General features: G+C 71.7%; 23 protein-coding genes. 18 read left to right on the forward strand and 5 right to left on the reverse strand.

The genetic code is table 11. The features are described from left to right. Nucleotides 1–15: 15 nt before the first annotated feature. Nucleotides 16–921: a diacylglycerol kinase family protein gene (locus ACFV9J_RS11135; protein WP_385352762.1), complete on the reverse strand. Its 906-nt coding sequence runs from the start codon at nucleotides 919–921 to the stop codon at nucleotides 16–18. Between the two features lie 185 nt (nucleotides 922–1,106). On the opposite strand from ACFV9J_RS11135, the gene ACFV9J_RS11140 reads away from it, so the two are divergent. The 5 genes from ACFV9J_RS11140 to ACFV9J_RS11160 all read left to right on the forward strand — a co-directional run bounded on the left by ACFV9J_RS11140 (nucleotide 1,107) and on the right by ACFV9J_RS11160 (nucleotide 4,658). Then, nucleotides 1,107–2,390, forward strand: a complete 1,284-nt coding sequence (locus ACFV9J_RS11140; protein ID WP_385352764.1) for an adenylosuccinate synthase — start codon at nucleotides 1,107–1,109, stop codon at nucleotides 2,388–2,390. 170 nt (nucleotides 2,391–2,560) lie between these two features. Beyond that, on the forward strand, nucleotides 2,561–3,052 hold the full coding sequence (locus ACFV9J_RS11145; RefSeq protein WP_385352766.1) for a DUF3515 family protein: 492 nt from the start codon (nucleotides 2,561–2,563) through the stop codon (nucleotides 3,050–3,052). Nucleotides 3,053–3,128: 76 nt separating this feature from the next. Further along, on the forward strand, nucleotides 3,129–3,329 hold the full coding sequence (locus ACFV9J_RS11150) for a hypothetical protein (protein ID WP_385352768.1): 201 nt from the start codon (nucleotides 3,129–3,131) through the stop codon (nucleotides 3,327–3,329). A gap of 115 nt (nucleotides 3,330–3,444) precedes the next feature. Then, entirely contained in the window at nucleotides 3,445–4,329 is an 885-nt protein-coding gene (locus tag ACFV9J_RS11155) for a sigma-70 family RNA polymerase sigma factor (RefSeq protein WP_385352770.1), read from the forward strand. Between the two features lie 38 nt (nucleotides 4,330–4,367). Continuing rightward, nucleotides 4,368–4,658: a hypothetical protein gene (locus ACFV9J_RS11160; RefSeq protein ID WP_385352772.1), complete on the forward strand. Its 291-nt coding sequence runs from the start codon at nucleotides 4,368–4,370 to the stop codon at nucleotides 4,656–4,658. Nucleotides 4,659–4,673: 15 nt separating this feature from the next. Here the strand turns inward: ACFV9J_RS11160 and ACFV9J_RS11165 are convergent, their stop codons facing one another. The 3 genes from ACFV9J_RS11165 to ACFV9J_RS11175 all read right to left on the reverse strand — a co-directional run bounded on the left by ACFV9J_RS11165 (nucleotide 4,674) and on the right by ACFV9J_RS11175 (nucleotide 7,642). Then, on the reverse strand, nucleotides 4,674–5,324 hold the full coding sequence (locus tag ACFV9J_RS11165; RefSeq protein ID WP_385352774.1) for a hypothetical protein: 651 nt from the start codon (nucleotides 5,322–5,324) through the stop codon (nucleotides 4,674–4,676). Nucleotides 5,325–5,440: 116 nt separating this feature from the next. Further along, nucleotides 5,441–6,142 (reverse strand): GntR family transcriptional regulator, encoded by a 702-nt coding sequence (locus ACFV9J_RS11170; protein WP_385352776.1) that lies wholly within the window; start codon nucleotides 6,140–6,142, stop codon nucleotides 5,441–5,443. 144 nt (nucleotides 6,143–6,286) lie between these two features. After that, nucleotides 6,287–7,642, reverse strand: coding sequence for an aspartate aminotransferase family protein (locus tag ACFV9J_RS11175; RefSeq protein WP_385352778.1), 1,356 nt, complete (start codon nucleotides 7,640–7,642; stop codon nucleotides 6,287–6,289). 231 nt (nucleotides 7,643–7,873) lie between these two features. Here ACFV9J_RS11175 and ACFV9J_RS11180 point away from each other — a divergent pair, with 231 nt between their 5' ends. Then, nucleotides 7,874–10,435 carry a serine/threonine-protein kinase gene (locus ACFV9J_RS11180; RefSeq protein ID WP_385352780.1) on the forward strand — a complete coding sequence of 854 codons (2,562 nt, stop codon included), beginning with the start codon at nucleotides 7,874–7,876 and terminating at the stop codon, nucleotides 10,433–10,435. 169 nt (nucleotides 10,436–10,604) lie between these two features. On the opposite strand, the gene ACFV9J_RS11185 is transcribed toward ACFV9J_RS11180, so the two are convergent. Next, nucleotides 10,605–11,369 carry an SLATT domain-containing protein gene (locus ACFV9J_RS11185; protein ID WP_030867879.1) on the reverse strand — a complete coding sequence of 255 codons (765 nt, stop codon included), beginning with the start codon at nucleotides 11,367–11,369 and terminating at the stop codon, nucleotides 10,605–10,607. A 281-nt stretch (nucleotides 11,370–11,650) separates the two neighbouring features. Between ACFV9J_RS11185 and ACFV9J_RS11190 the strand changes: the two genes are divergently transcribed. The 12 genes from ACFV9J_RS11190 to ACFV9J_RS11245 all read left to right on the forward strand — a co-directional run bounded on the left by ACFV9J_RS11190 (nucleotide 11,651) and on the right by ACFV9J_RS11245 (nucleotide 24,769). After that, the gene (locus ACFV9J_RS11190; protein ID WP_356867232.1) at nucleotides 11,651–11,998 is read left to right on the forward strand and encodes a YbaB/EbfC family nucleoid-associated protein; all 348 of its coding nucleotides are present in this window, start codon (nucleotides 11,651–11,653) and stop codon (nucleotides 11,996–11,998) included. Between the two features lie 98 nt (nucleotides 11,999–12,096). Next, nucleotides 12,097–12,696 (forward strand): recombination mediator RecR, encoded by a 600-nt coding sequence (recR, locus tag ACFV9J_RS11195; protein WP_121709891.1) that lies wholly within the window; start codon nucleotides 12,097–12,099, stop codon nucleotides 12,694–12,696. After that, nucleotides 12,689–13,348 (forward strand): DUF5063 domain-containing protein, encoded by a 660-nt coding sequence (locus ACFV9J_RS11200; protein ID WP_385352783.1) that lies wholly within the window; start codon nucleotides 12,689–12,691, stop codon nucleotides 13,346–13,348. Before recR ends, ACFV9J_RS11200 begins: the two co-directional genes overlap by 8 nt. A 789-nt stretch (nucleotides 13,349–14,137) precedes the next feature. Beyond that, nucleotides 14,138–14,917 carry an alpha/beta fold hydrolase gene (locus tag ACFV9J_RS11205; protein WP_385352785.1) on the forward strand — a complete coding sequence of 260 codons (780 nt, stop codon included), beginning with the start codon at nucleotides 14,138–14,140 and terminating at the stop codon, nucleotides 14,915–14,917. A gap of 91 nt (nucleotides 14,918–15,008) precedes the next feature. Then, nucleotides 15,009–15,707: a type 1 glutamine amidotransferase domain-containing protein gene (locus ACFV9J_RS11210; protein WP_385352787.1), complete on the forward strand. Its 699-nt coding sequence runs from the start codon at nucleotides 15,009–15,011 to the stop codon at nucleotides 15,705–15,707. A 96-nt stretch (nucleotides 15,708–15,803) separates the two neighbouring features. Next, nucleotides 15,804–16,496 (forward strand): phosphoribosylanthranilate isomerase, encoded by a 693-nt coding sequence (locus ACFV9J_RS11215; protein ID WP_385352789.1) that lies wholly within the window; start codon nucleotides 15,804–15,806, stop codon nucleotides 16,494–16,496. A 5-nt stretch (nucleotides 16,497–16,501) separates the two neighbouring features. Then, nucleotides 16,502–17,176 carry a uracil phosphoribosyltransferase gene (gene upp / locus ACFV9J_RS11220; protein WP_385352791.1) on the forward strand — a complete coding sequence of 225 codons (675 nt, stop codon included), beginning with the start codon at nucleotides 16,502–16,504 and terminating at the stop codon, nucleotides 17,174–17,176. A 101-nt stretch (nucleotides 17,177–17,277) separates the two neighbouring features. Further along, nucleotides 17,278–17,958: an NAD(P)H-dependent oxidoreductase gene (locus ACFV9J_RS11225; RefSeq protein WP_385352793.1), complete on the forward strand. Its 681-nt coding sequence runs from the start codon at nucleotides 17,278–17,280 to the stop codon at nucleotides 17,956–17,958. A 62-nt stretch (nucleotides 17,959–18,020) separates the two neighbouring features. Then, nucleotides 18,021–22,082 carry an amino acid adenylation domain-containing protein gene (locus tag ACFV9J_RS11230; RefSeq protein WP_385352914.1) on the forward strand — a complete coding sequence of 1,354 codons (4,062 nt, stop codon included), beginning with the start codon at nucleotides 18,021–18,023 and terminating at the stop codon, nucleotides 22,080–22,082. 10 nt (nucleotides 22,083–22,092) lie between these two features. Next, nucleotides 22,093–23,040 (forward strand): pseudouridine-5'-phosphate glycosidase, encoded by a 948-nt coding sequence (locus tag ACFV9J_RS11235; RefSeq protein ID WP_385352795.1) that lies wholly within the window; start codon nucleotides 22,093–22,095, stop codon nucleotides 23,038–23,040. Continuing rightward, nucleotides 23,040–24,002: a ribose-phosphate diphosphokinase gene (locus tag ACFV9J_RS11240; protein WP_385352797.1), complete on the forward strand. Its 963-nt coding sequence runs from the start codon at nucleotides 23,040–23,042 to the stop codon at nucleotides 24,000–24,002. The genes ACFV9J_RS11235 and ACFV9J_RS11240 overlap by 1 nt, the downstream gene beginning before the upstream one ends. 44 nt (nucleotides 24,003–24,046) lie before the next feature. After that, nucleotides 24,047–24,769 (forward strand): HemK2/MTQ2 family protein methyltransferase, encoded by a 723-nt coding sequence (locus tag ACFV9J_RS11245; protein ID WP_385352799.1) that lies wholly within the window; start codon nucleotides 24,047–24,049, stop codon nucleotides 24,767–24,769. Nucleotides 24,770–24,832: the final 63 nt, after the last annotated feature.

Here is a 24,832-nt window from a genome sequence, read left to right on the forward strand (position 1 = left end):
GCCCTGCCCCCGGCCCTACCCCGCGGGCAGCGTCAGCCCCCACGCCCCCTCCCGCGCCACCCACGTCCGCGTCCCCACCGGCCCGCACACCACCGCGTCCGCCCGGTACCGGAAGTGCGCCCCCGACACGGTGACCGTCCGTCCGCTCGCCGTCAGCGGCGACGCCTGCGCGCCCATCGACAGGGGCCGCACCTCCACCACGGCCACCCCCGCCGCGCCCGGCGTCACCCACACCCCCTCGACCGGCTGGTCCAGGTCCACCAGCGTCACCCCGTCGACCTCCACCCGCAGCCGGGCCGGACCGGGCGTGCCCGGCGCCACGGCGGTCCGGGCCGTACGCGAGGAGGTCAGGGTCCGTACGAGGGACTGGCAGGTCCGCAGCCAGGGACGGGCCGGTGCCGCCCCCTCGGGACCGGAGCCCGCGTCCGCCCGCACCGGTACCGGCACGGGAGCGGGCGGAATCCCCACCGTCCCCAGCACCACCCCGTCGCTGTCGTCGACCAGCAGGTCCAGGCGCCGCTCCGCGCCGTCGAGCACGGCCCGCGCCGCCGCCACCGCCCCGGTCGGCAGGCCCAGGGACCGGGCGAGGCCGAGCGCCGGCCCCACCGGGACCACGGACAGCGCGCAGCCCGCCAGCTCCCGCCGCCGGTGCAGCAGGGCCACGGCCCGCAGCAGCGCGCTGTCGTCGCCGATCACCACCGGACGCCGCGAACCGCGCCGCCCGAGCGCCCGCGCGAACTCCTCCGGGTCGCCCGGCAGACACACCTTCGTGTGCGCCGCGCCCGCGCTGAGCACGTCTTTCGCGATCCGGACGGACTCCCCGTCCAGCCGCCGGGCGACCGGATCGACGACCACCAGAAGCTGATCGGACCTCGCGGAAGAGTTCGCGGAAGAGCTCGCGGAAGTCGCCACCTCGGCCATGCCTCGCTTCCTCGGGTAGCATCTTTGTGCAAGAGCCCCTTGCGCTGTTGCGCCAGGGGCTTCGTCTATTCCGGGGCACCCGGTCCGACGGTTGGCGGCCAACGACGGTCGCGGTGTACGTGGCGGAAACCCGTCGCATACGCCCTCGACCATGGACATGCCCCGCCCGGAAGGGGTGTACGCGCGTGCCCGCACTTGTGCTGCTCGGTGCTCAGTGGGGTGACGAAGGCAAGGGAAAGGCGACGGACCTGCTCGGTGGCTCCGTCGACTATGTGGTGCGCTACCAGGGCGGCAACAACGCCGGCCACACGGTAGTCGTGGGCGACCAGAAGTACGCCCTTCACCTGCTCCCTTCCGGGATTCTCTCCCCCGGCTGCACGCCGGTCATCGGAAACGGCGTCGTCGTCGACCCGTCGGTCCTGTTCTCCGAGCTGAGCGGGCTGAACGAGCGCGGCGTCGACACGTCCAAGCTCCTGATCAGCGGCAACGCTCACATCATCACGCCGTACAACGTCACCGTCGACAAGGTGACGGAACGCTTCCTCGGCAAGCGCAAGATCGGCACCACCGGCCGCGGCATCGGCCCGACCTACGCCGACAAGATCAACCGTGTCGGCATCCGGGTCCAGGACCTCTACGACGAGTCGATCCTCACCCAGAAGGTCGAGGCGGCGCTCGACGTCAAGAACCAGATGCTCACCAAGCTCTACAACCGCCGCGCCATCGCCACCGGCCAGGTCGTCGAGGAGCTGCTCGGCTACGCGGACAAGCTCGCCCCGTACGTCGCCGACACCGTCCTGGTCCTCAACCAGGCCCTCGACGACGACAAGGTGGTCCTCTTCGAGGGCGGCCAGGGCACGCTCCTGGACATCGACCACGGCACGTACCCCTTCGTCACCTCGTCGAACCCGACCGCGGGCGGCGCCTGCACCGGCGCCGGCGTGGGCCCGACGAAGATCAGCCGGGTCATCGGCATCCTCAAGGCGTACACCACCCGCGTCGGCGCCGGTCCCTTCCCGACCGAGCTGTTCGACGAGGACGGCGAGGCCCTGCGCCGCATCGGCGGCGAGCGCGGCGTCACCACCGGCCGCGACCGGCGCTGCGGCTGGTTCGACGCGGTGATCGCCCGCTACGCCACCCGCGTCAACGGCCTCACCGACTTCTTCCTCACCAAGCTCGACGTCCTCACCGGCTGGGAGCGGATCCCGGTCTGCGTGGCCTACGAGATCGACGGCAAGCGCGTCGAGGAGCTGCCGTACTCGCAGTCCGACTTCCACCACGCGAAGCCGGTCTACGAGACGCTGCCCGGCTGGAGCGAGGACATCACCAAGGCGAAGTCCTTCTCCGACCTGCCGAAGAACGCCCAGGCGTACGTCAAGGCGCTGGAGGAGATGTCCGGCGCCCCGATCTCCGCGATCGGCGTCGGCCCGGGCCGGGACGAGACGATCGAGATCAACTCGTTCCTGTAGGCACGGCGCACGCACCACGGCGGCCGGGACCCCCGACGGGGCCCCGGCCGCCGGCGTCGGGACGGCGGATACGCTGGCCGAACCAGCAGGGGCCGGGACAACACGGTCACCACGGTCACCACGGACAGCACAGACAGCACGGTCACACGGACAGCACGGAGCGAGCGGACATGCGGAAGCCCACCACCCGGACGTGGATCTGGCTGACCGCGGCGGTCGTCGTCGTGACCGGCGGGGCCTTCTACGTCGACGGCCACCGGGTCTCCGCCGCGCCGCACGCCGACGACCCCAAGTGCGACAAGGTGCTCTCCCGCCTCCCGGACGACATACCCGGCGCCTCGCGCGACTGGGCCCTCGGGGACGGGGTCGCGTCCTGGGGCGGCCAGAAGGCGGTGTTCCGCTGCGGCGCCGAGGAGCTGCAGCCCAACATCAACCTCTGCGTCACCGCGGACGGCGTCGACTGGGTCCTGGACGAGGCACGGCTCAAGCGCGACGGCGTGAGCGTCCTGCGGACGTACGGCCGCTCACCGGCCGTCGAGTTCACGTACTCCGGTCCGCGCGAGGAGGTGGGCGGCATCCTCGCCGCGCTGGACCCCGCCGTGCAGTGGATCCCGCAGGAGCGCAAGTGCATCGGCCTCGACGACGCCGCCACCGTCCTGTAGCCGTTCGTTCCCCGCGGCCCTTCGTTCGGCCCCCTTCGCCGGGCGTCGGCGTGCTCCGTGGTGTCGGATCGGAGACATGACCGACCGCTACAGCGCCGCTTCCTGCCGGGGCCCGTACGGCGGCGAGAACGGCCCCGAGGACTGCGGGGACCCGGCCCGCTTCGAGGTCGCCCGGCACCTGCGGGCGCCGCTGCGGGTGTGCCCCGTCCACCTCGGACCGTCCCTGCTGCTGGCCACCGGGGTGCTGTGGCCGCCGGGCATCGTCCTGGTGCGCTGAGACATGGTGTGCCGAGACATGGTGCGGTGAGACCGCCGCGGGCGCGGGCACGCCGGGGTGGTTCACTGGGGCGACGCGCCCCCGAAGGCGCCCGCAGGCGGAAGGAACCCGTACGGTGCCCGCACGATCCGACGACATGGCCCGGCAGTTCGAGCTGGACCGGCCCCGGCTGCGGGCGGTCGCGTACCGGATCCTCGGCTCGCTCGGTGAGGCGGACGACGCGCTCCAGGAGGCGTGGCTGCGGGCCGACCGGGCGGACACCTCCGAGGTGGGCAATCCCTCGGGCTGGCTCACCACGGTCGTGGCCCGGGTCTGCCTCAACCTGCTCCGTGCCCGCGACACCCGGCGCGAGGAGCCGCTGGACGACGGGGCCCGCAGGCAACCGGCCGCCACCGGCACCGCCGCGGACCCGGCCGAGGAGGTGCAGCTCGCCGACGAGGTCGGTATCGCGCTGCTGATCGTCCTGGACACCCTCGGTCCCGCCGAGCGGCTCGCGTTCGTCCTGCACGACATGTTCGACGTGCCCTTCGACGACATCGCCGCGATGCTCGACAAGACCCCCGCCGCCACCCGCCAGCTGGCCAGCCGCGCCCGCCGCCGGGTCCGGGGCGTCCCGGCGCCCGAAGCCGACCTGCCGCGCAGGCGCCGCGCCGTCGACGCCTACCTGGCGGCCACCCGCGGCGGCGACTTCGACGCGCTGGTGGCCCTGCTGCACCCGGACGTCGTCCTGAGTGCGGACGCGGCGGTCGTCCCGACCCCCGAACCCGTCACCGTCAGCGGCATGGAGCAGGTGGCCAGGGGCGCGATGGCCTCGATGGCCCGGGCCAGGGCCGCCGCCGTCGTCCTGGTCGACGGCCGGGTGGGCATGGCGATGGCCGAGAACGGCAGGCTGCGCGTCGTGCTCCGCTTCGACTTCGCCGCCGACGGCCGCATCACCGGCATCGACGTGATCGCGGAACCCGCTCGCCTGAACGAACTGGACATCACGGGCATAGGCTGAATTCATACACGTCGCGTCGGCAGAAGAAGGTGAGTGCGATGCGCGTGCTGCTCAAGGCGACGCTGGACACCGAGAAGTCGAACGAGGTGATCCGCAGCGGCAGGATGGAGGCCCTGATCAAGGAGACCGTCGACCGCATCGGGCCGGAGGCCGCCTACTTCGGCACCCTCGACGGGCGGCGGACCGCCCTGCTGGTCTTCGACATGCAGGACAGCTCGCAGATGCCGCCGCTCGGAGAACCGTTCCTCATGGAGCTGAACGCCGAGGTCGACCTCTGCCCGATCATGAACGGCGACGATCTGGCGAAGGGCCTCTCCCAGCTGGGCTGACGGCCCTTCGGCGGATCAGCTGAAGACGATCATCGACCCCTGTGCCAGGCTCCGTGTCGCCGCCGCGTGCAGGCCCAGCCACACATGGCGCTCCCGGGCGAACGGGCTGGCGTCGTGCGGCGCGGGCACCGCCGGCTCCTCCAGCTCCGTCGGGGCGAGCGGCGGCTGCGGCGCGGCCGGGGGGTTGGCCGGGTCGATGCCGAGGGCCGGGGCGACGGCCTCCAGCTCCCGCAGCAGGGTGTGCGAGGAGCCCAAGGGGCCGCCACCCGCCAGGAGTTCGTCACTGGAGAGCGGGTGCGGGAAGTCGACCGGCACGTAGGCGCCCGCGTGGTCGTAGTGCCAGACCAGGTGGGACTGCTGGGCCGTCGACTCGAACATCTCCAGCAACTGCTCGTAGTCGCCCCCGAGTTCGTCCACCGGGGTCACCGGGAGGCCGCACACCTGGAGGAGGTACGCGCGGCGCAGGAAGTGCAGCGCGTCGTAGTCGAAGCCGGCCACCGGCGCGACCTCGCCGGAGAGCCCCGGCATGTACTGGTACACCGGCACCGGCGGCAGCCCGGCCTCCGCCAGCACCTTGTCGTATTGCGCGAGTTCCTCGGCGAACGGGTTGTCCGGCGTGTGGCACAGGACGTCGACGAGCGGTACCAGCCACAGGTCACAGGCCAAAAGAGGGCTCCTCACACAGCACGGTGGTCAGGGCAGCGTAGTCGGTGTGCGCCGGGGCGCGTTGCGTGCAGATCCCATACCCATCTGGGGCCCGGCCACGACACGTCCGGCGTTGGTCATTCGCCGGCGAGCCCCTCGATCAGGGCGAGCGAGTGGCTGTTGTACGCGTCGACGAGCGCACGCGCGCCCGGGATGTCGCGCCGGGCCAGGGCGTCGACCAGCGCGGTGTGCCCGGACCACAGCGCGCCGCGCAGCTCGCTGAGCCGGCGCAGGTGCTGCACGGTGCACACCCAGCTCTGCACGCGCAGCCGGTGCAGGAAGTCGCAGAGGTAGGGGTTGCCGAAGAGGGTGGCCAGCTCGCGCCAGTAGCGCAGGTCGTAGCCGATCAGGACGGTCAGGTCCCCGGCCGCGGCGGCGCGCTGGGCCTCCTCGCCGCGCCGGCGGACCCCGGCGAGGGCGGCGGCGATGCGCGGGTCGGCCGGGTCGGGACCGCCCGGCAGGTCGGCGGCCAGCGAGAGGAACATGCCGTCGGTCACGAGACTGCGGGCCTCGATCATGCCGCGGAAGTCGTCGACCGAGTACTCGTGGACGCGGAAGCCGCGGTGGTGGTCGGCGTCGAGGAGTCCCTGCGCGGACAGGTCGACCAGGGCCTCGCGCACCGGCGTCGCGGACACGCCGTACTGCTCGGCGATCTCCTTGACCGTGAACTCCTGCCCCGGCTGGAGCCGGCCGGCCAGCACCTCGTCACGGAGCGCGTCGGCGATCTGCTGCCGCAGGGTGCTGCGCGTGACGGCACCGGTACCGCTGGGACCGGGCATGGGCGGGCGTCTCCTCGTCGCGTGCGGGGCGTCGCCGGAGGGCGCCGTCCGGGGGCGTGCTCGTACACGTGTCTACCGCTTGGCACATGTGTACCGCGTACGAGCACGCAACCCTACGCGCTCGGGGCCCGCGCCCCGCTCCGCCTACTCCGTGTACTCGTCCGCCACGGACAGTGCCGTGTCCAGGGCCGCCAGGCCCTCCTTCAGCTCCGCCTCGGAGACGTTGCACGGCGGGACCACGTGGGTCCGGTTCATGTTCACGAACGGCCACAGGCCGTGCGCCTTCGCGGAGGCGGCGAACGCGGACATGGGCGTGGCCGCCTGCCCGGTCGCGTTGTACGGCACCAGCGGCTCCCGGGTCTCCCGGTTCCGCACCAGCTCCAGCGCCCAGAACATGCCGGTCCCGCGCACCTCGCCCACGCTCGGGTGGCGCTCGGCCAGCTCCCGCAACGCCGGCTCCACGACCCCGGCGCCGAGCCGCGCGGCGTGTTCGACGACGCCCTCCTCCGCCATGACGTTGATCGTGGCGACGGCGGCGGCGCAGGCCAGCGGGTGCCCGGAGTACGTCAGTCCGCCGTGGTAGGGCCGCTCGGCGAAGGTCGCGGCGATCTCGGCGGAGATCGCGACGCCGCCGAGGGGCACATAGCCCGAGTTCACGCCCTTGGCGAAGGTCATCAGGTCGGGCACGACGTCGTACAGGTCGGCGGCGAACCAGGTGCCGGTCCGGCCGAAACCGGCCATGACCTCGTCGAGCACGAACACGATGCCGTACTTGTCGCAGATCTCGCGCACCCCGGCCAGGTAGCCGGCCGGCGGCATCATGATCCCCGCGGTGCCCGGGATCGTCTCCAGGATGATCGCGGCGATCGTCCCCGGGCCCTCGAAGGCGATCGTCGTCTCCAGGTGCTCCAGCGCACGCGCGCACTCCTGCTCCTCGGTCTCGGCGTAGAAGCGCGAGCGGTACGGGAACGGCGCCCAGAAGTGCACGACCCCGGCCGTGCCGCTGTCGGAGGCCCAGCGGCGCGGGTCGCCGGTGACGTTGACCGCCTGCTGGGTGCCGCCGTGGTACGAGCGGTAGGCGGAGAGCACCTTGGGGCGGCCGGTGTGCAGCCGGGCCATGCGCAGGGCGTGCTCGACGGCGTCGGCGCCGCCGTTGGTGAAGAAGATCTTGTCCAGGTCGCCGGGCGTGCGCTCGGCGATCAGCCGGGCCGCCTCCGAGCGCGCCTCGACGGCGAACGCGGGCGCGAACGTCGTCATCCGCGCCGCCTGCTCCTGGATCGCGGCGACGACCTTGGGGTGCTGGTAGCCGATGTTGGTGTAGACGAGTCCGCTGGAGAAGTCGAGGTAGCGCTTGCCTTCGTAGTCCCAGAAGTACGACCCCTCGGCGCCGGCGACGGCGAGCGGGTCGATCAGCTCTTGCGCTGACCAGGAGTGGAAGACGTGCGCGCGGTCCGCGGCCTTCACGGCGGCGCCGGCCTGGGGGGAGGGCTGAGGGGTCATGCGGCCGAGGGTAGATGTCCGCGATGCGGAAACGGAATCGGCGTCCTGTCTGCGGTCGGGGGCTTTCCACGACAGGTTGTCGACGACGCGGTGCCGACGCGGTGCCGATGCGTCGCGGGCGCGCGGGGCCCTCTCCGTTACGGAACCGTGGACTAGCGGCGACTCATCGCGGGGCCGCCCGCACTATCCTCGCCGTGTTGTTCATGTTCGGGGGCGGGAAGGCGGCGCGGCATGCGGGGACTGGGGGACGGGGACCCACAGCACATCGGGGTCTACCGGCTGCTGGGCCGGCTGGGCACGGGCGGCATGGGCCACGTCTACCTGGCCCGTTCGGACCGCGGGCGCACGGTCGCCGTGAAGCTGGTGCGCGAGGAACTGGCCGCGCTGGAGGAGTTCCGCGAGCGCTTCCGGCACGAGGTCGAGTCCGCGCGCCGGGTCGGCGGGTACTGGACGGCGCCCGTCCTGGACGCCGACACCGAGGCCGCCGTGCCGTGGGTGGCCACCGGGTACGTCGCCGGGCCCAGCCTCCAGCAGGTCGTCGGACACGACCACGGCGCGCTGCCGGAACGCTCGGTGCGCACCCTGGGCGCAGGTCTGGCGCACGCGCTCCAGGACATCCACGCCGCCGGGATCGTCCACCGCGACCTCAAGCCGTCCAACGTCCTGGTCACCATCGACGGCCCCCGCGTCATCGACTTCGGCATCGCGCGCGCCCTGGAGACGGTGACCGACGGCGGCGTCACCCGCACCGGCGCGCTCGTCGGCTCGCCCGGCTTCATGGCGCCCGAGCAGGTGCGCGGCGACCGGATCACGCCCGCGTGCGACGTCTTCTGCCTCGGCTCGGTCCTCGTCTACGCCGCCACCGGCAAGCTGCCCTTCGGCGCCGCGAACAGCGGTGCGCACGCCCTGATGTTCCGCATCGCACAGGAGGAGCCCGACCTGGAGGGCGTGCCCGAGGGCATCGCCGACCTCGTGCGCGACTGCCTGAGGAAGGACCCCGCGGCGCGTCCGGCCCTCGCCGACGTCCTGGAGCGCACGGGCGCGCAGGACACGGTCACCGGCGGCCGCTCCCGCGACCCCTGGCTGCCCGGCGCGCTGGTGGCCCAGCTCGGCCGCCACGCGGTACAGCTACTGGACACGGAGAACCCCGAACACCCGGCACAGCCCGCCGGCCACCCGACCCCTCCCGACACACCCGGAGCGCCCGACGCAGCGCCCGACGACGCGCTCCCCGCCGGCGCGGCGGCCGACGGGGTGGGGCCCGTGGGTCCGGGACCTGGCGGCGTGGGTCGTGGTGGCGTGGGGCCAGGAGGTGCGGGGCCTGGCGGTGCGGGATCCGGCGGTGTAGGGCCCGGTGGTGCTGGAGTCGGCGGGGTGGAACCTGGCGGCGTGGGGCCGGGAGGTGCGGGGCTTGGCGGTGCTGGAGTCGGCGGCGTAGGGCCTGGCGGTGTGGGGCCCGGCGGTGTAGGGCCTGATGGTGCTCGATTCGGCGGCGTCGGACCTGGCGGCGTGGGGCCGGGAGGTGCGGGGCCTGGCGGTGCGGGATCCGGCGGTGTGGGACCCGGCGGTGTAGGGCCTGATGGTGCTCGATCCGGCGGCGTCGGACCTGGCGGTGTGGGTCGTGGCGGTGCGGGATCCGGCGGTGTGGGGCCCGGCGGTGTAGGGCCTGGCGGCGCTGGAGCCGGCGGCGTAGGACTTGGCGGCGTGGGGCCTGATGGTGCTGGCCCCGGCGGTGTAGGGCCTGGTGGTGCTGGTCCCGGCGGCGTGGGGCCAGGCGGCGTAGGGCCTGGCGGTGCGGGACCCGGCGGCGTCGGACTTGGCGGTGTGGGGCCGGGCGGTGTGGGACCCGGCGGCATAGGGCCCGGCGGTGCAGGCCCCGGTGGTGCGTGGCCGGGCGGCGGCGGGGTCGGCCGTGGCGAGGCCGGCGGGGGCGGCCGTGGCGGGGTCGGTGGTGAGGGGGGTGGCCAGGGCGTCGGTCCGGCGTCCGGCGGGCCGCCTCCTCCGCGTGAGCCGGGCAGCGGCGGTGGCGCCCCGCTGAACCACCTCCCCACCCTGGTCGCGGGCGGGCACCCGGCCACGCCCCCGCCCGGCGACCACGGCCACCCCCGGCCACCGGCCCCGGCCTGGCACGCGTCGCAGCCCGGGCACCAGCACCCGTACGGCGGCGGGGGAGGCCTCGGCCCGACCCCGCCCCAGGGGCCCCCGCCCCCGTACGGACCGCCGCACGAGCCCGTCCGCAGCGGCCGCTCCACCGCGCTGCTGATCGTCGTCGCCCTGGTCGTCGCGCTGGGCGCGGGCGGCTCGGTCTACGCCCTGATGCGCGGGGGCGACGACGGCCGGGCGGCCGGCGATCCCACGCCCACGCGGTCCACCGGCGCGCCGCAGGACCCGGGTACGGGCGCCTCCGGTTCCACCGCCCCGGCCGACGACGGGGGCACGGTCCCGACCGGGTACGTGGGCGACTGGTCGACCAGCATCGACAACGCCTCCGGGACACACCCCCGCACGCTGAGCATCGTGCAGGGCGAGGTCGGCGACACGGTGCTGACCCTCGTGGCGGACGGGCCGACGGACACCGGCACGTACCACTGCGTGTTCGAGGCCACCCTCACGGCCGAGCCGGGCTCCGGCGGTCCGCTGCGGCTCGGCCCGTCCGAGGTCAGGACCGGTCCGTCCAGCAGCTGCACCCCGGGCGGCCCCAGCACCGTCACCCTGCGGCCGGACGGCAGCCTGGAACGCACCAACGACGACACCGGCGAGTCCCTGCTCTACACCCGCACCCAGGGGTACTGACGCCGGGGTCAGCGGGGCTCCGGCGGGCGCTGGCGGGGCATGTTCGGACGGGTGCCGTTCTGCGGGGGGAGCGGGAACCGGCCGGTGGTGCCCGTGCCCGCGCCGTCCGGGCGCGGCCCGTCGGCCGCCGCCGCGGCGTGCGGTCCCAGCGGCCCCGGTCCCGGGCGGGTCAGCGGGGCTCCGGCGGGCGCTGGCGGGGCATGTTCGGACGGGTGCCGTTCTGTGGGGGGAGTGGGAACCGGCCGGTGGCGCCCGTGCCCGCGCCGTCCGGGCGCGGCCCGTCGGCCGCCGCCGCGGCGTGCGGTCCCAGCGGCCCCGGCCCCGGGCGGAAGCACACCATCCAGTCCGCCGTCTCCGCCCGCACCAGCTCCGTCACGTCCTCCGAGAACCGCCGCAGCACCAGCAGGCACCGCTCCGCCGCCTCGCTCGCCGTCCCGTCCGCCGGGCCCAGTACCTCCCGCACGCTCTCCGACGCCCAGTCGAACTGGAGCGCCTGGAGCCGCCGCTGCACCGCCTGCGCCGTGGCCACGTCCCGCATCCAGCCGGACGTCACCCCGAAGTACCGGTCGCCCGCCACACACGCCACCGCCCACAGCAGCGCCAGATACCCCCAGGGCGCGACCCCGCCCACCGCACCCGACAGGTCGAGCAGCGGCAGCGCCGCCCCGGCCGCCGCACCCACCGCGGCCCCGCCCCGCAGCAGTACGGCACCGCGCCGCTTCCACACCCGGTCCGCGAGATACCAGGCCGCCGTGTCCAGCGCGCCCCGCTCCACCCACCGGTACAGCTCGTCCAGCCGCTCGGCGGGCAGTGCCCAGTCCCCGAGGGGAAACGTCCGCCCGGTCAGGTCGCCCGGCCGCGTCCCGGCCGCCCCGCCCTCGCCGTCCCGCCCGCGCTGCGGCGGCCCCTCGGGCTGCATCTCCGGCTGACCCACCCGGCACTCCCTACTGCTCGCCACTGCTCGCCGTACCGCTCGCCCTACCGCTCGTCGTCCGTGAGGACTCGTACGCCGGAACCCCGCGCCGGAACCCTTCCTACCGCCCAATGGGTGGCGAAGGGCCCGGTTCCATCGCTTTTCCGCCCGGAAGAGGGCGTTGATCAGGTATAGGGCTCCCAGGGCATCACTCGAAAGAGTGCTGGGGCGAGGGCCGCCCGGACCACGTAGGCTCGTGCCGAACGGCAAAACCGTATGACCGGACGCGATGGGAGCTGAACGTGATCCCCGGTGGTGGCCAGCCCAACATGCAGCAGCTGCTCCAGCAGGCCCAGAAGATGCAGCAGGACCTGGCGAAGGCCCAGGAGGAACTGGCGCAGACCGAGGTCGACGGCCAGGCGGGCGGCGGCCTGGTGAAGGCCACGGTCACCGGCTCCGGCGAGCTGCGCGGCCTCGTCATCGACCCGAAGGCGGTGGACCCGGAGGACACCGAGACCCTCGCCGACCTGGTCGTCGCCGCCGTCCAGGCGGCCAACGAGAACGCGCAGAACCTCCAGCAGCAGAAGCTCGGCCCGCTCGCCCAGGGCCTGGGCGGCGGCGGCAGCGGCATCCCCGGCCTGCCGTTCTGAGTCCCCCGGGGCCCCGGCTTTCCCGGTTCGCCTTTCTCGGACCGGCCGAAGCCATCTACCGTACGTAGTGCACGAACCTCAGGAAGGACGGCAGTCCGTTGTACGAAGGCGTGGTCCAGGACCTCATCGACGAACTCGGGCGGCTGCCCGGCGTCGGTCCCAAGAGCGCGCAGCGGATCGCCTTCCACATCCTCCAGGCGGAGCCGGCCGACGTACGGCGGCTCGCCCAGGCCCTCATGGAAGTGAAGGCCAAGGTCCGCTTCTGCGCCACCTGCGGGAACGTCGCGCAGGAGGAGCAGTGCAACATCTGCCGCGACACCCGGCGCGACCCTTCCGTCATCTGCGTGGTGGAGGAACCGAAGGACGTCGTCGCCATCGAGCGCACCCGCGAGTTCCGCGGGCGCTACCACGTGCTCGGCGGCGCGATCAGCCCGATCGACGGGGTCGGCCCGGACGACCTGCGCATCCGTGAGCTGCTGGCCCGCCTGGCGGACGGCACGGTCACGGAGCTGATCCTGGCCACGGACCCGAATCTGGAGGGCGAGGCCACGGCCACGTACCTCGCCCGCATGATCAAGCCCATGGGCCTCAAGGTCACCCGCCTGGCCAGCGGCCTCCCGGTGGGCGGCGACCTGGAATACGCGGACGAGGTGACCCTCGGCCGCGCCTTCGAGGGGAGACGACTCCTAGATGTCTGACGCCACGCTGCACGCGACCGACCAGAACCCGGACGACTTCGCGGTCCAGATCGCCGACCAGATCGAGAGCTTCCTGGTGGCCGTCACCGAGGTGGCGAAGGGCGACGAGCCCGACTCGGCCGTCCCCTTCCTCCTCCTGGAGGTCTCCCAGCTGATGCTGGCCGGCGGCCGGCTGGGCGCCCACGAGGACATCGTCCCGGACGAGCGCTACGAGCCCGACCCGGGCCCGGAACTCGACGTGGACGAGATCCGCGAGAACCTGGCCCGCATCCTCGACCCGGTCGACGTCTACTCCGAGGTCTTCGACCCCTACGAGCCGCGCAAGGCCCCGGTCCCGGCGCGCATCTCCGACGACCTCACCGACGTCATCACCGACCTCCGCCACGGCATGGTCCACTACCGGGCCGGCCGCACCACGGAGGCCCTGTGGTGGTGGCAGTTCTCCTACTTCTCCAACTGGGGCTCCACCGCCTCCGCGACCCTGCGCGCCCTTCAGTCCGTCGTCGCCCACGTCCGCCTGAACCAGCCCCTGGAGGAGCTGGACGGCCTCGACACCGACCAGGAGCTGGGCGACGAGACCCTGGAGTCGGAGGCCGGCCGGGTCATGGTCCGGGAGATCGCGGGGCCGCTGGGCCTCAGGCCGGTCAAGTAGCGGCCGTCGTCGTCGTGGGGTGCGGTCTCCTCGGAGGCCGCACCCCACGCGTAACCCCATGCGTAGTTTTCCACCATCTGGTGCGCGTCACTTTTCCCCCTTGATGGACGCAGCGCGGTCACGGACCTCAGTGCCAGACGTCCCGGAAAATATAAACCGCTACCGCTGTTTGTCAACGGAGCGAGGAAGCCTCCAATTCCGGCATAGCGCATATATCAGGGCGCAGTTGAACGCTTGGCGCCGCAGATCACGCCCGGGATCGCTGATACGGGCATGATCAAAGAGACTGCAAAGTCTGATAAGCCCGTGTGGCGGCCGCAAAACCGACGCGATGCCTTGATCTGACCGGCAGATGAACGCCCGTCGGTGGCCGCCGGTGGTGCCGGTGTGACCTTTGTGGCGTTTTGTTCACCCACAAGGGTGCACTCTTGAACGGGCGTACGAGAAACACTCGTTGACAAACAGGCTGCGCAGTCTGTTACTGTCCTTGCGCCAGCAGGACCCGCAGTGAATGCGCCATCCGGAACCTCAACGTCAAGACGCGTGAGCGGATCGCTCACCTGCACAACGAGCCGCCGCGACCTGTCCCATGCGGCTCTTCGCGCCATCCGCGCCATCGTTGAACCTCTTTGCGTGAACGCCCGGTCACCGGCCGAACGGCCGGCTCCGTGCGGGCTCGTTCCCGGCCGGCCGCGACCGTCGTGGCCAGTGAAAACACATCTGCGCACGCCAGGCACAGCTGCCCGGCCAACGCGCGTCCACCACTCGACCCGGAAGGGGTCATCAGCCATGCCTTCGATCACCGTGGGAAGCTCTCGTATCGCGTACCGAGTCGCCGGATCGGGGCCGGCCCTCATGCTGGTCCACGGCGTCGGGAAGGGCGGCGAAGCCGCTTTCGGCCACCTGGTCGACCAGTTCGCGCAGCGAAACACCGTCATCCTGCCCGACCTGTCCGGCAGCGAGGCGGCCCAGGACGACGGCAGCGACCTCACCATGGAGCAGCTGGCGGACGAGGTTGCCGCCGTGATCGAGCACGCCGGCCTCGGCCCCGTCGACCTGGTGGGATTCTCGCTCGGCGGCGCGGTCGTCGCGGCCACCGCGGCCCTGCACCCCGACAAGGTGCGGCGTCTGGTTCCGGTGGGCGGTCTGGTGCGGGCGGACCGCTACATGGAGAACCTCATCGGCCTGACGCTCAGTCAGAAGCACGACGCGGTCGCCTTCGGCCGGGTGCTGACGACCACCGCGTTCAGCCCCCGGTACATCAACTCCCTCGACAGCCTGGCCCAGGTCGACGAGATGGGTACGCACCTCAGTCCGTCGAGCGGCCGCATCCGGCAGCTGGAACTCCTGGTGCGCACCGACATCGGCGACCTCGTGGGCAAGGTCCAGGCGGAGACCCTGGTCATCGGCTGCAACCCGGACGCGGCCGTGCCCGCCCACCACTCCATGGACCTGCACACCGGGATCCAGGGCTCCACGTACCACGAGTTCGACAGCGGACACATGGTCCTCGTGGAGCAGCCCGACGCCTTCGTCCGGGTGGTCAACGACTTCATCCACCAGGCCTGACCGCAGTCGCGCCCGACGAGCCGCGCCCCCACCGGGGCGCCGGCCCGAGCGCCCGAAGTCCAGCTCGACACACGAGAGTTCAGGAGGAGAAGTGGCCAAGATACTGCTCGCCGTCAGCAGCCACGACGTTCTGGGAGACACCGGAAACCGCACGGGCTACAGCGTTTCCGAAGCGGCCCACCCGTACAACGTCTTCGTGTCCGCGGGCCACGAGGTGGACTTCGTCGCCGTACGCGGAGGTGAGCCGCCGGCCGTCGTGTTCGACGGGGAGGAGAACGACCCGGAGGTCGTGGGCTTCCTCGCCGACCGGACGGCGCAGGCGAAGCTCAGGGCGACCCGGCCCGCCTCCCAGGTGCGCTCGGACGGGTACCGGGCGATCTTCTACGTGGGTGGCCACGGCGCGATGTGGGACTTCCCCGTCTCGCCGGACCTGGCCAGGCTCGCGGTCGAGATCTACGAGCGGGGCGGCGTGGTCTCCGCGGTGTGCCACGGCCCGGCCGCGCTGACCGAGCTGCGCCTGTCGGACGGCACCCGCCTTGTCGAGGGCAAGCGCGTGACCTCCTTCAGCAACGAGGAGGAACAGTCCCTGGGCCTGGTGGACGTCATGCCGTTCCTCCTGGAGGACCGCCTCAAGGAGCGCGGCGCCCGCCACAGCAAGGCACCGAACTACGAGGCCCACACCGAGAGCGACAACCGTGTCATGACCGGGCAGAATCCCGCGTCCGCCGCCCCGCTGGCCGAACTCGTCGTGGCCGAACTGAAGAACGCGGCAGTCGACCCCGTCGGCTGATCGTCCGCAGCCCGCCCCCGTCCGGTTTCGGGACGGCGGGAACCGAACTGGTCACCAACGGCTGTCGGAACGACCGCCGGGAAAACGGAGAGCATCATGCAGAACCTGATCCAGGTCGCGGGAATCATCGACCTGGCCGAGGCCCAGATGATCGTCGACGAAGGGGCGGACTGGCTGGGGTTCGCACTGCGGCTGCCCGCCAAGAACGAGGACCTCTCCGAAGCGGACGCCGCCGCCATCGTCAAGGCGATCCAGCCGCGCAACAAGGGCGTCATCATCACCTACCTGACCGACGCCGACGAGATCAAGGCCTTCTGCGCGGAGCTGGGGGTCGGTGCCATCCAGTTGCACGGCGACGTGGCACCCGCCGAACTGCGCAGGCTGCGCGGCATCGCCCCGGACCTCTACCTCCTGAAGAGCCTGGTGGTGAAGGCGGACAACATCGACGAGCTGACCAAGCTCGTCGCGGACTCCGCCGACCACGTCGACATGTTCATCACCGACAGCTTCAATCCCGCCACCGGGGCCAAGGGAGCGACGGGCCTGGTGCACGACTGGGACGTCAGCGCCGAGCTGGTACGCGTCTCGCCCCGGCCGCTGATGCTGGCCGGGGGCCTGAACCCGGGCAACGTCGCCGCGGCCATCGAGGCGGTCCGCCCCGCCGCGGTGGACGCCCACACCGGCCTCGAGGACTCCTTTGGCCGCAAGGACCGGCTGAAGGTGCGCACGTTCGTCGCGGAGGCGCGCAAGGCGTTCGACCGGATCGCCGCCGAGGCCGAGCGGAGGTGAGCGGGATGACGGTCACGCACGTACAAGTGCCTCAGGACGCGGTGCACCTCCTGCCGCAGACCAAACACCTGCGGGCGATACACACGATCCTACGCGACCGGCACGCTAAGCGGAAGGACTTCGTCCCCAACTCCGCGCACGTCATGCGCCAGTTGATCGAGGCCGGCCTGGAGCTGTTCCCCTTCGAACCGCTCGACGTGCAGACCCCGGTGGGCAGGACCTACCACGGTCTGCGACTGGCCACGGAGATCTGCGGTGTCTCCGTCGTCCGTGCGGGAGACAGCATGGAGGCGGAGCTGCGCACGATGATGCCGGAGGTCCGGCTCGGCAAGATCCTCATACAGCGCGACCGGACGACGAAGCAGCCGCGGCTGTACTACTCGGCGCTGCCCGCCGACATCGCACAGCGCCACGTACTGCTGCTCGACCCGATGCTCGCCACCGGTGGCACCGCGCTGGCGGCGATCGACGTCCTGTGCGAGCGGGGCGTACCCGAGGAACACATCGTGTTCGTCAACCTGCTGTCCTCGCCCGAGGGGATCAGGACCGTGCACGAGCGTCGGCCGCGGGTGCGGATGGTGACGTCGTCCATCGAGGAACGGCTGGACGAGAACGCCTACATGCAACCCGGCATCGGCGACTTCGGCGACCGGTACTTCGGGACCGACCTGGCCGTGTGAGCGGGCGCCCGGCGGCGCCGCACTCTCCGGCGCGGCCGGGCGCGGCGCCCCCGCACGGCCGTCGGTACCCCATCACCCAGCACCGCAGGAAGGGCACCACCATGTCGATGACAGGCGCCGAGGGCGTGACGAGAACAGCCGTCGTCTACTACTCCGGAACCGGCAACGTCCACAAGCTCGCCACGGCCGCGGCCGAGGCCGCGGAGAAGGCGGGCGCGGAGACGCGGCTGCGCCGCGTGCCCGAGTACGTCAACGAGTCCCTGGCACCCGAGTTCACCGAATGGACACAGGCCTGGGAGGAGAACGCCGGGGCGATCGGCCAGGTGCCGGCCGCCACCGTCGACGACCTGGGCTGGGCGGACGCGATCCTGCTCGGCGGTCCCGGGCGCTTCGGTCTCGTCGCCGCTCCGCTCAAGCACTTCATCGAGCAGGCCTGGCCGCTGAACGCGGCCGGCGCGCTGGCCGGCAAGGTCATGTCGTCCTTCACGTCGACCGGCGCCCCGCACGGCGGCCAGGAGAGCACGATCCTCTCGCTGAACAACGTCTTCTACCACTGGGGCGGCGTGATCGTGCCGCCGGGCATCACCGACGAGATCCTGACGGCACCGAGCAACGGCAACCCCTACGGGGTCAGTTCGGTGTCGGGCCGGCAGGCGATCCCCGGACGGCTCGCCGAGCAGGTCACCGAGGACAACCTCGCCGCCATCGCCTACCAGGCCAGGCGGGTCGTCGAGATCGCCACCGCGCTGCGCCTGGGTCGGTCGCTCGCCCCGCGGGGGTGACCCCGGCAGCGCCGATTCCGGGCAACGGTCCGAACGCGATTCAACCAATGGGGGAACGAATGATGCAGCACAACAGCATCGGACGGGGGTCGGCCGAAGAGGCCGGTCTCCCGGAGCTGCTCCGCACGGAGGCCGAACGGCGGCCGGAGGACACAGCGGTCGTGTGCGGCGACGATCAGTTGACCTACCGTCAGCTGTGGGACGGTGCCGCCCGGCTGGCGGGATGCCTGCGCGGCCTCGGAGTGGGCGCCGACGACCGGGTCGGCCTGTTCGTGGAGCCTTCACCGGACCTGTTGACCGGAACCTGGGGCATTCTCCTCGCGGGCGGCGCCTACCTGCCGCTGTCGCCGGAGTACCCCGAAGAGCGACTGCGCTACATGGTCGAGGACTCCGGCACCCGGGTCGTCGTCACCCAGGCGGCACTGGTCGACCGGCTGGGCGCGCTGGTGCCCGAGGGCACCACGGTCGTCCCGCTGGAGGAGACCGCCCGCTTCGCCGCGGCCGTGGCCCGCCCGGCCCCGGAGCACCTGGCCTACGTCATCTACACCTCCGGCAGCACCGGCCGGCCCAAGGGCGTGATGATCGAGCACGGCAGCGTGGCCGGCCAACTGCGCTGGTTCGCCTCGGCCTTCGGGCTGGGCCCGGACCGGACCGTCCTGCAGAAGACGCCCATGAGCTTCGACGCGGCGCAGTGGGAGATCCTCGCCGTGGCCTTCGGCGCCCGGGTCGTGATGGGCGGCCCCGGCATCCACCGCGACCCCGAGTGGCTGATCCGCACCATCAAGGCGCACGGGGTCACCACGCTGCAGTGCGTTCCCACGCTCCTGCAGGCGCTGCTGGACACCGGCGACCTGAGCGGCTGCACCTCGCTCACCCAGATCTTCACCGGCGGTGAGGCGCTGTCCAGGTCGCTCGCCCTGGAGTGCCTCGACGCCCTGCCCGGCCGGGCCCTGGTCAACCTGTACGGCCCGACCGAGTGCACGATCAACTCGTCGGCGTTCGCCGTGGACCGGGACACCGTCGCCGTCGGACCCAACTCGGTCTCCATCGGCGCCCCCGTGGACCGCACCACCTATCACATCCTGAACGCCGACGGGTCCGAGACGGTCGCCGGCGAGGTGGGCGAGCTGTACATCGGCGGCATCCAGTTGGCCCGCGGCTATCTGCACCGGCCCGAGCTGACGGAGCAGCGGTTCGTCGCCAACCCCTTCGGCGAGGGACGGCTGTTCCGGACCGGTGACCTCGCCCATTGGAACAGCGACGGCACCGTCCAGTTCATCGGCCGGGCGGACAACCAGATCAAGCTGCGCGGCTTCCGCGTCGAGCTGGACGAGATCAGGCTGGCGACCGAGACCCACCACTGGGTCAAGCACGCCGCGGTGATCGTGAAGGAGGATCCCCGCACCGGGTTCCAGAACCTGATCGCCTGCGTGGAGCTGAACCCGCGGGAGGCGGCCCTGATGGACCAGGGCAACCACGGTGCGCATCACCAGTCCAAGGCGAGCAAGCTCCAGGTCAAGGCACAGCTGTCCAACCCCGGCGTCCGCGGTGCGGCGGAGCTCGAAGGCAGGCGCGGATTCGACCTGCCGGGCGGGACGGCCACCCCGGCCCAGCGGCGGCAGGCGTTCGCCCGCAAGACCTACCGCTTCTACGAGGGCGGCGGGGTGAGTGGGGCCGACATCCTCCGGCTGCTCGGACGCCGGCCCACCGGAGCGGACCCGCGGAGTGCCGAAGGGCTCGGCCTCGCCGGTCTCGGCGAACTCCTGCGGTACTTCGGCCAGTACACGAGCGAGGAGCGGCTGCTGCCGAAGTACGGCTACGCGTCCCCCGGTTCGCTGTACGCCACCCAGCTGTACGTGGAGACCGCGGCCGTGGCCGGTCTGCCCGCCGGGATCTACTACTACCACCCCGTCGAGCACCGGCTGGTGCTGATCACCGAGGCGGCGGACGGCACCGGCGCGGGAGTGAAGCTGCACTTCCTCGGCAGGAAGCGCGCCATCGAGCCGGTGTACAAGAACAACATCCAGGAAGTGCTCGAGATCGAGACCGGCCACATGGTCGGCCTGCTGGAGGAGGTCCTGCCGTCCTACGGGCTCGACGTGAGAGCCCTGGACTTCGCGCCGCGCACGAAGGACCTGCTGGACGTCGAGGAGGAGGACTACTACCTCGGCACGTTCGGTGTCGTCCCGTACGCCGGCCCGAGGACCGAGGACTCGGTCGACCTCTACGTACAGGCGCACCCCGGGAAGGTCGCGGGTCTGCCGGCCGGCCAGTACGCCTACGCGGACGGCCGGCTGGAGCCGGTCTCGTCCGACGTGGTCATGCGGCGGGAGGTCATCGCCATCAACCAGGCGGTGTACGACCGGGCGAGTGTCGGCATCTCGGTGGTCAGCCGGAGCGGCGTCCCCGACTGGCGCCGGTACATCGACCTCGGGCGCACCCTGCAACGCCTGTCGATGAACGACCTGAACCTCGGTTTCATGTCGTCCGGCTACAGCTCCAGGACCGGCCACGCGCTGCCCTCGTCCAGAAGGATCGACGGCATCCTGCGCACCCTCGGCCGGGACGCGGGGCCCTCGTACTTCTTCGTCGGCGGGCGGGTGAGCGACGAACAGCGCCTGCACGAGGGCATGAAGGAGGACAGCGTCCACATGCGCGGTCCGGCGGAGATGATCCGGGACGACCTGGTCAACCTCCTTCCGGACTACATGGTCCCGAACAAGGTCGTGGTGCTGGACAGGCTGCCGGTCACCGCCAACGGCAAGATCGACCTCAAGGCGCTCGCCGCTTCCGGGCAGACGGACGTGGGCATGGACGACGGCCGGCCCTTCGTCGCGCCGCGCACCACCGCCGAACGCCGGATCGCCGAGTTGTGGCGGAAGGCGATGAAGCGGGAGGCGGTCTCGGTGCACGAGGACTTCTTCTCGTCCGGCGGGAACTCGCTGATCGCGGTCGGACTGATCAACAGGATCAACCGAGAGTTCGGCACGTCGCTGCCCCTCCAGGTGCTCTTCGAGTCCCCGACGGTCGAGGAGCTGGCCCGGCGGGTGAACGCGGGGGACGAGCAGCACTCCTCCCGGCTCGTCCCCCTGCAGTCCCTGGGCGCGGGAAGGCCGGTCTACTGCTGGCCCGGGCTGGGCGGGTACCCGATGAACCTGCGGCTGCTGGCCGACAGGACGGGCACGGACCGGCCGTTCTACGGGGTGCAGGCCCACGGAATCAACGCCGGCGAGGTCCCGTACCCCACGATCAGGGAGATGGCCGCCGTCGACGTCGAGGCCATCACCCGGCTGCAGCCGGAGGGACCGTACACGCTGTGGGGCTACTCCTTCGGGGCCCGGGTGGCCTTCGAGGCCGCCTGCCAGCTGGAACAGGCGGGTGAGACGGTCGAGCACCTGGTCCTGATCGCGCCCGGCTCGCCCGAGGTCGGCTCGGCGCCCGGCGGGCACCGGGACGGCTCGTACACCGACGAGGCGTACGTGACCATCCTCTTCTCGGTCTTCGCCGGCACGATCGACAGCCCCCTGCTCAAGGAGTGCCTCGCGGTCGCCGACGACGACGCGAGCTTCACCGCCTTCATCACCGCGAACTTCCCGTGGCTCGACACCGAACTGGTGCTGCGGATCATCCAGGTGGTGCGGACGACGTACGAGTTCACGTACACGTTCCGCGAGCTGGCCGGCCGGAAGATCGGCGCGCCGGTGACGATCATCAAGGCGCGGGGCGACGACTACTCCTTCCTGGACGGCAGCAGCGGCTACTCGGCCGCTGAGCCCACCGTGATCGAGCTGGCCGCCGACCACTACTCCATCCTCAAGGACCCCGGTATCGACGCGCTGGTGTCCGCCGTCGGAAGGCTGCCGGACCGTCAGGGGGCGACCGTCATGCCGCACGTCAACATCAAGTACTTCCCCGTTCCGCTCAGCGACGAGCAGCAGGGCCGGCTGGTCTCGGCCGTGACCGAAGCGGTGACCACGGCCTTCGGCTGCGACGAGGACCTGGTCTCGATCGCGTTCGAGCCGATCGCCAAGGAGCTGTGGAACGAACGGGTGTACATACCCGAGATAGTCAACGGCCGACGCATGCTCGGCAAGGTACCGAACTACGTTCCGGACGCGGGCTGAGAGGACGACGATGAGTTCCCCTGCGCACGAGCAGATACCCCTCGACTTCGGAGCCGAGGTGCGAGACGCCCTGCACGAGGGGCGGCCCGTGGTGGCGCTGGAGTCCAACGTGATCACGCACGGCCTGCCCTATCCGGACAACGCCGCGACCGCCCGGAAGGTCGAGGCGGCGGTGCGGTCCGGCGGTGCCGTCCCGGCGACGATCGCCGTGGAGGGCGGCAGGATCGTGGTCGGCATGAGCGACGCCGACATCGACCGGTTCGCCTCCACCCCCGGCATCCCCAAGGTCAGCAGCAGGGACCTGCCGGTCGTCCTGGCCCAGGGCGGGATGGGCGCGCTGACCGTCGCCTCCTCCGTCGTGGCCGCCGAACTCGCGGGCATCCCGTTCTTCTCCTCGGCGGGGATCGGCGGGGTGCACCGGGGCGCGGAGCGCACGATGGACGTGTCGTCCGACCTGATCCAGTTCACCCGCTCCAAGGTCGCGGTGGTGTGCGCCGGGGCGAAGAAGATCCTCGACCTCGGGCTGACCCTGGAGTACCTGGAGACCCAGTGCGTGCCGGTCGTCTCCTACCGTTCCGACGACTTCCCCGCCTTCTACTGCGTGTCCAGCGGCTTCCGCAGCCCCCTGCGGCTGGACGACGACGAGGTGATCGCCCGGTCGATCGAGAACCACTGGGCGCTGGGGAACCACAGCGGCTTCCTGGTCACCACGCCGGTCCGGCCGCAGGACGCGATCGACGGTGACGAGGTCGACGCGGCCCTCGCCGAGGCCCTGCGCGCCGCCGAGCGGGACGGGATCCGGGGCCAGGCGATCACGAAGTACCTGATGCGCGCCGTGGACCGGGCCACGGAGGGCCGCTCGTCCAAGGCCAACATGGCGGTGCTCGTCAGCACGGCCGAGGTCGGCGGCCGGCTGGCCGCGGCGCACGCCGCGTACCGGAAGGACGGGCACCGCTGATGAACACGACGAACATGATGCTGTTCGCCGGGCGCAGCCACCCCGAGCTGGCCGAGGAGGTGGCCAAGCACGTGAACGTGCCGCTGACCCCGCAGTCGGCCTACGACTTCGCCAACGGCGAGATCTTCGTCAGGTTCGAGGAGTCGGTGCGCGGCAGCGACGCGTTCGTCCTCCAGAGCCATGCCGTGCCCATCAACAAGTGGGTCATGGAGCAGCTGATCACGGTGGACGCGCTGAAGCGGGCCAGCGCCGGGCGGATCACGGCCATCATGCCGTTCTACGGCTACTCCCGGCAGGACAAGAAGCACCGGGGCCGTGAGCCGATCTCGGCCCGGCTCGTGGCCGACCTGTTCAGGACCGCGGGCGCGGACCGGATCATGACCGTCGATCTGCACACCGCCCAGATCCAGGGGTTCTTCGACGGCCCGGTCGACCATCTGCTCGCCCAGAACCTGTTGGCCGCCCACGTCGGCGAGCGGTACGGCGACGCCGCCGTCACGGTGGTCTCACCGGATTCCGGGCGGACCCGGCTGGCCGAGAAGTGGGCCGATCAACTGGGCGGCCGGCCGATCGCGTTCGTCCACAAGACCCGTGATCCCGACGTGCCCAACCAGACCGTGGCGAAGCGGGTCGTCGGAGATGTGCGGGGCCGGCTGTGCGTGCTGGTCGACGACATGATCGACACGGGTGGGACGATCGCCAACGCCACCCGGGTGCTGCTCGCCGAGGGCGCCACCGACGTCGTCATCGCGGCCACCCACGGCATCCTCTCCGATCCGGCCGTCGAGCGGTTGTCGGACTGCGGGGCGCGCGAGGTGGTGGTGACCAACACGCTGCCGATCGGGGAGGACCGCCGTTTCCCCCGCCTCACCGTGCTGTCCATCGCTCCGCTGCTGGCCAGAGCGATCCGTGAGGTCTGCGAGGACGGATCGGTGACGAGCCTCTTCGACGGGCACTCCTGACATCCACTCCCACCACCCACTCTGACCCGAAAGGTTGTCGAACCATGGCTTCGAAGCAGCAGAACGGCACCGGGACCGTCGACGGCTACCAGCCGCTGATCCCGAAGGAGCACGTCGAGCAGGTTCTGGGTCTGCGCGAGATCCTTTCCGGCGGGGACGCCGCGGACGCGGGTGCCACGACGGTGCCCTTCCTCGGGCTGACCCTGACGGTTCCCGCCGAGGTCATGACCCCGTGCGACGTCTCCCCGATACTCGGCGGAGCGATCTTCTCCGAGGTCAACAAGGGCGACCGGGTCCTGGACATGGGCGCGGGAAGCGGATCCCTCGGACTGATCGCCGCCGGGAAGGCCTCCGAGGTGCTGTCCGTCGACATCAACCCGCACGCCGTGGAGGCCGTCCGTGCCAACGCCGCCGCCAACGGGGTGGGCGAGAGGGTCCGGGCCCGGATGAGCGACGTCTTCAGCGAGGTCGACGGCAAGTTCGATCTGATCATCTTCAATCCGCCGTTCCAGTGGTTCGCCGCCCGCGACGTGGCCGACTCGGCCACCACGGACGAGAGCTACGGCGCGCTGACGAGGTTCTTCCGCGAGGCCGGGGAGTATCTCGCCGACAACGGACGCATGATGGTCTTCTTCAGCACGATGGGCGACGTCGGGTACCTCCAGAAGCTCATCGACGACAGCGGATTCCGGCACGACATCGTGTTCCGGACCACCCGGCCCGTCGCCGACGTGCCGGTGGAGTTCACCTGCCACCGCCTGTCCTGAACACCCACTGAGCAGTACTGAGGCCTCTTCGCCCCGCCCGGCGACCGGCGGAGAGGCCTCCCC

The organism is Streptomyces sp. NPDC059906 (assembly GCF_042730645.1).
GTDB lineage: Bacteria > Actinomycetota > Actinomycetes > Streptomycetales > Streptomycetaceae > Streptomyces > Streptomyces rubrogriseus.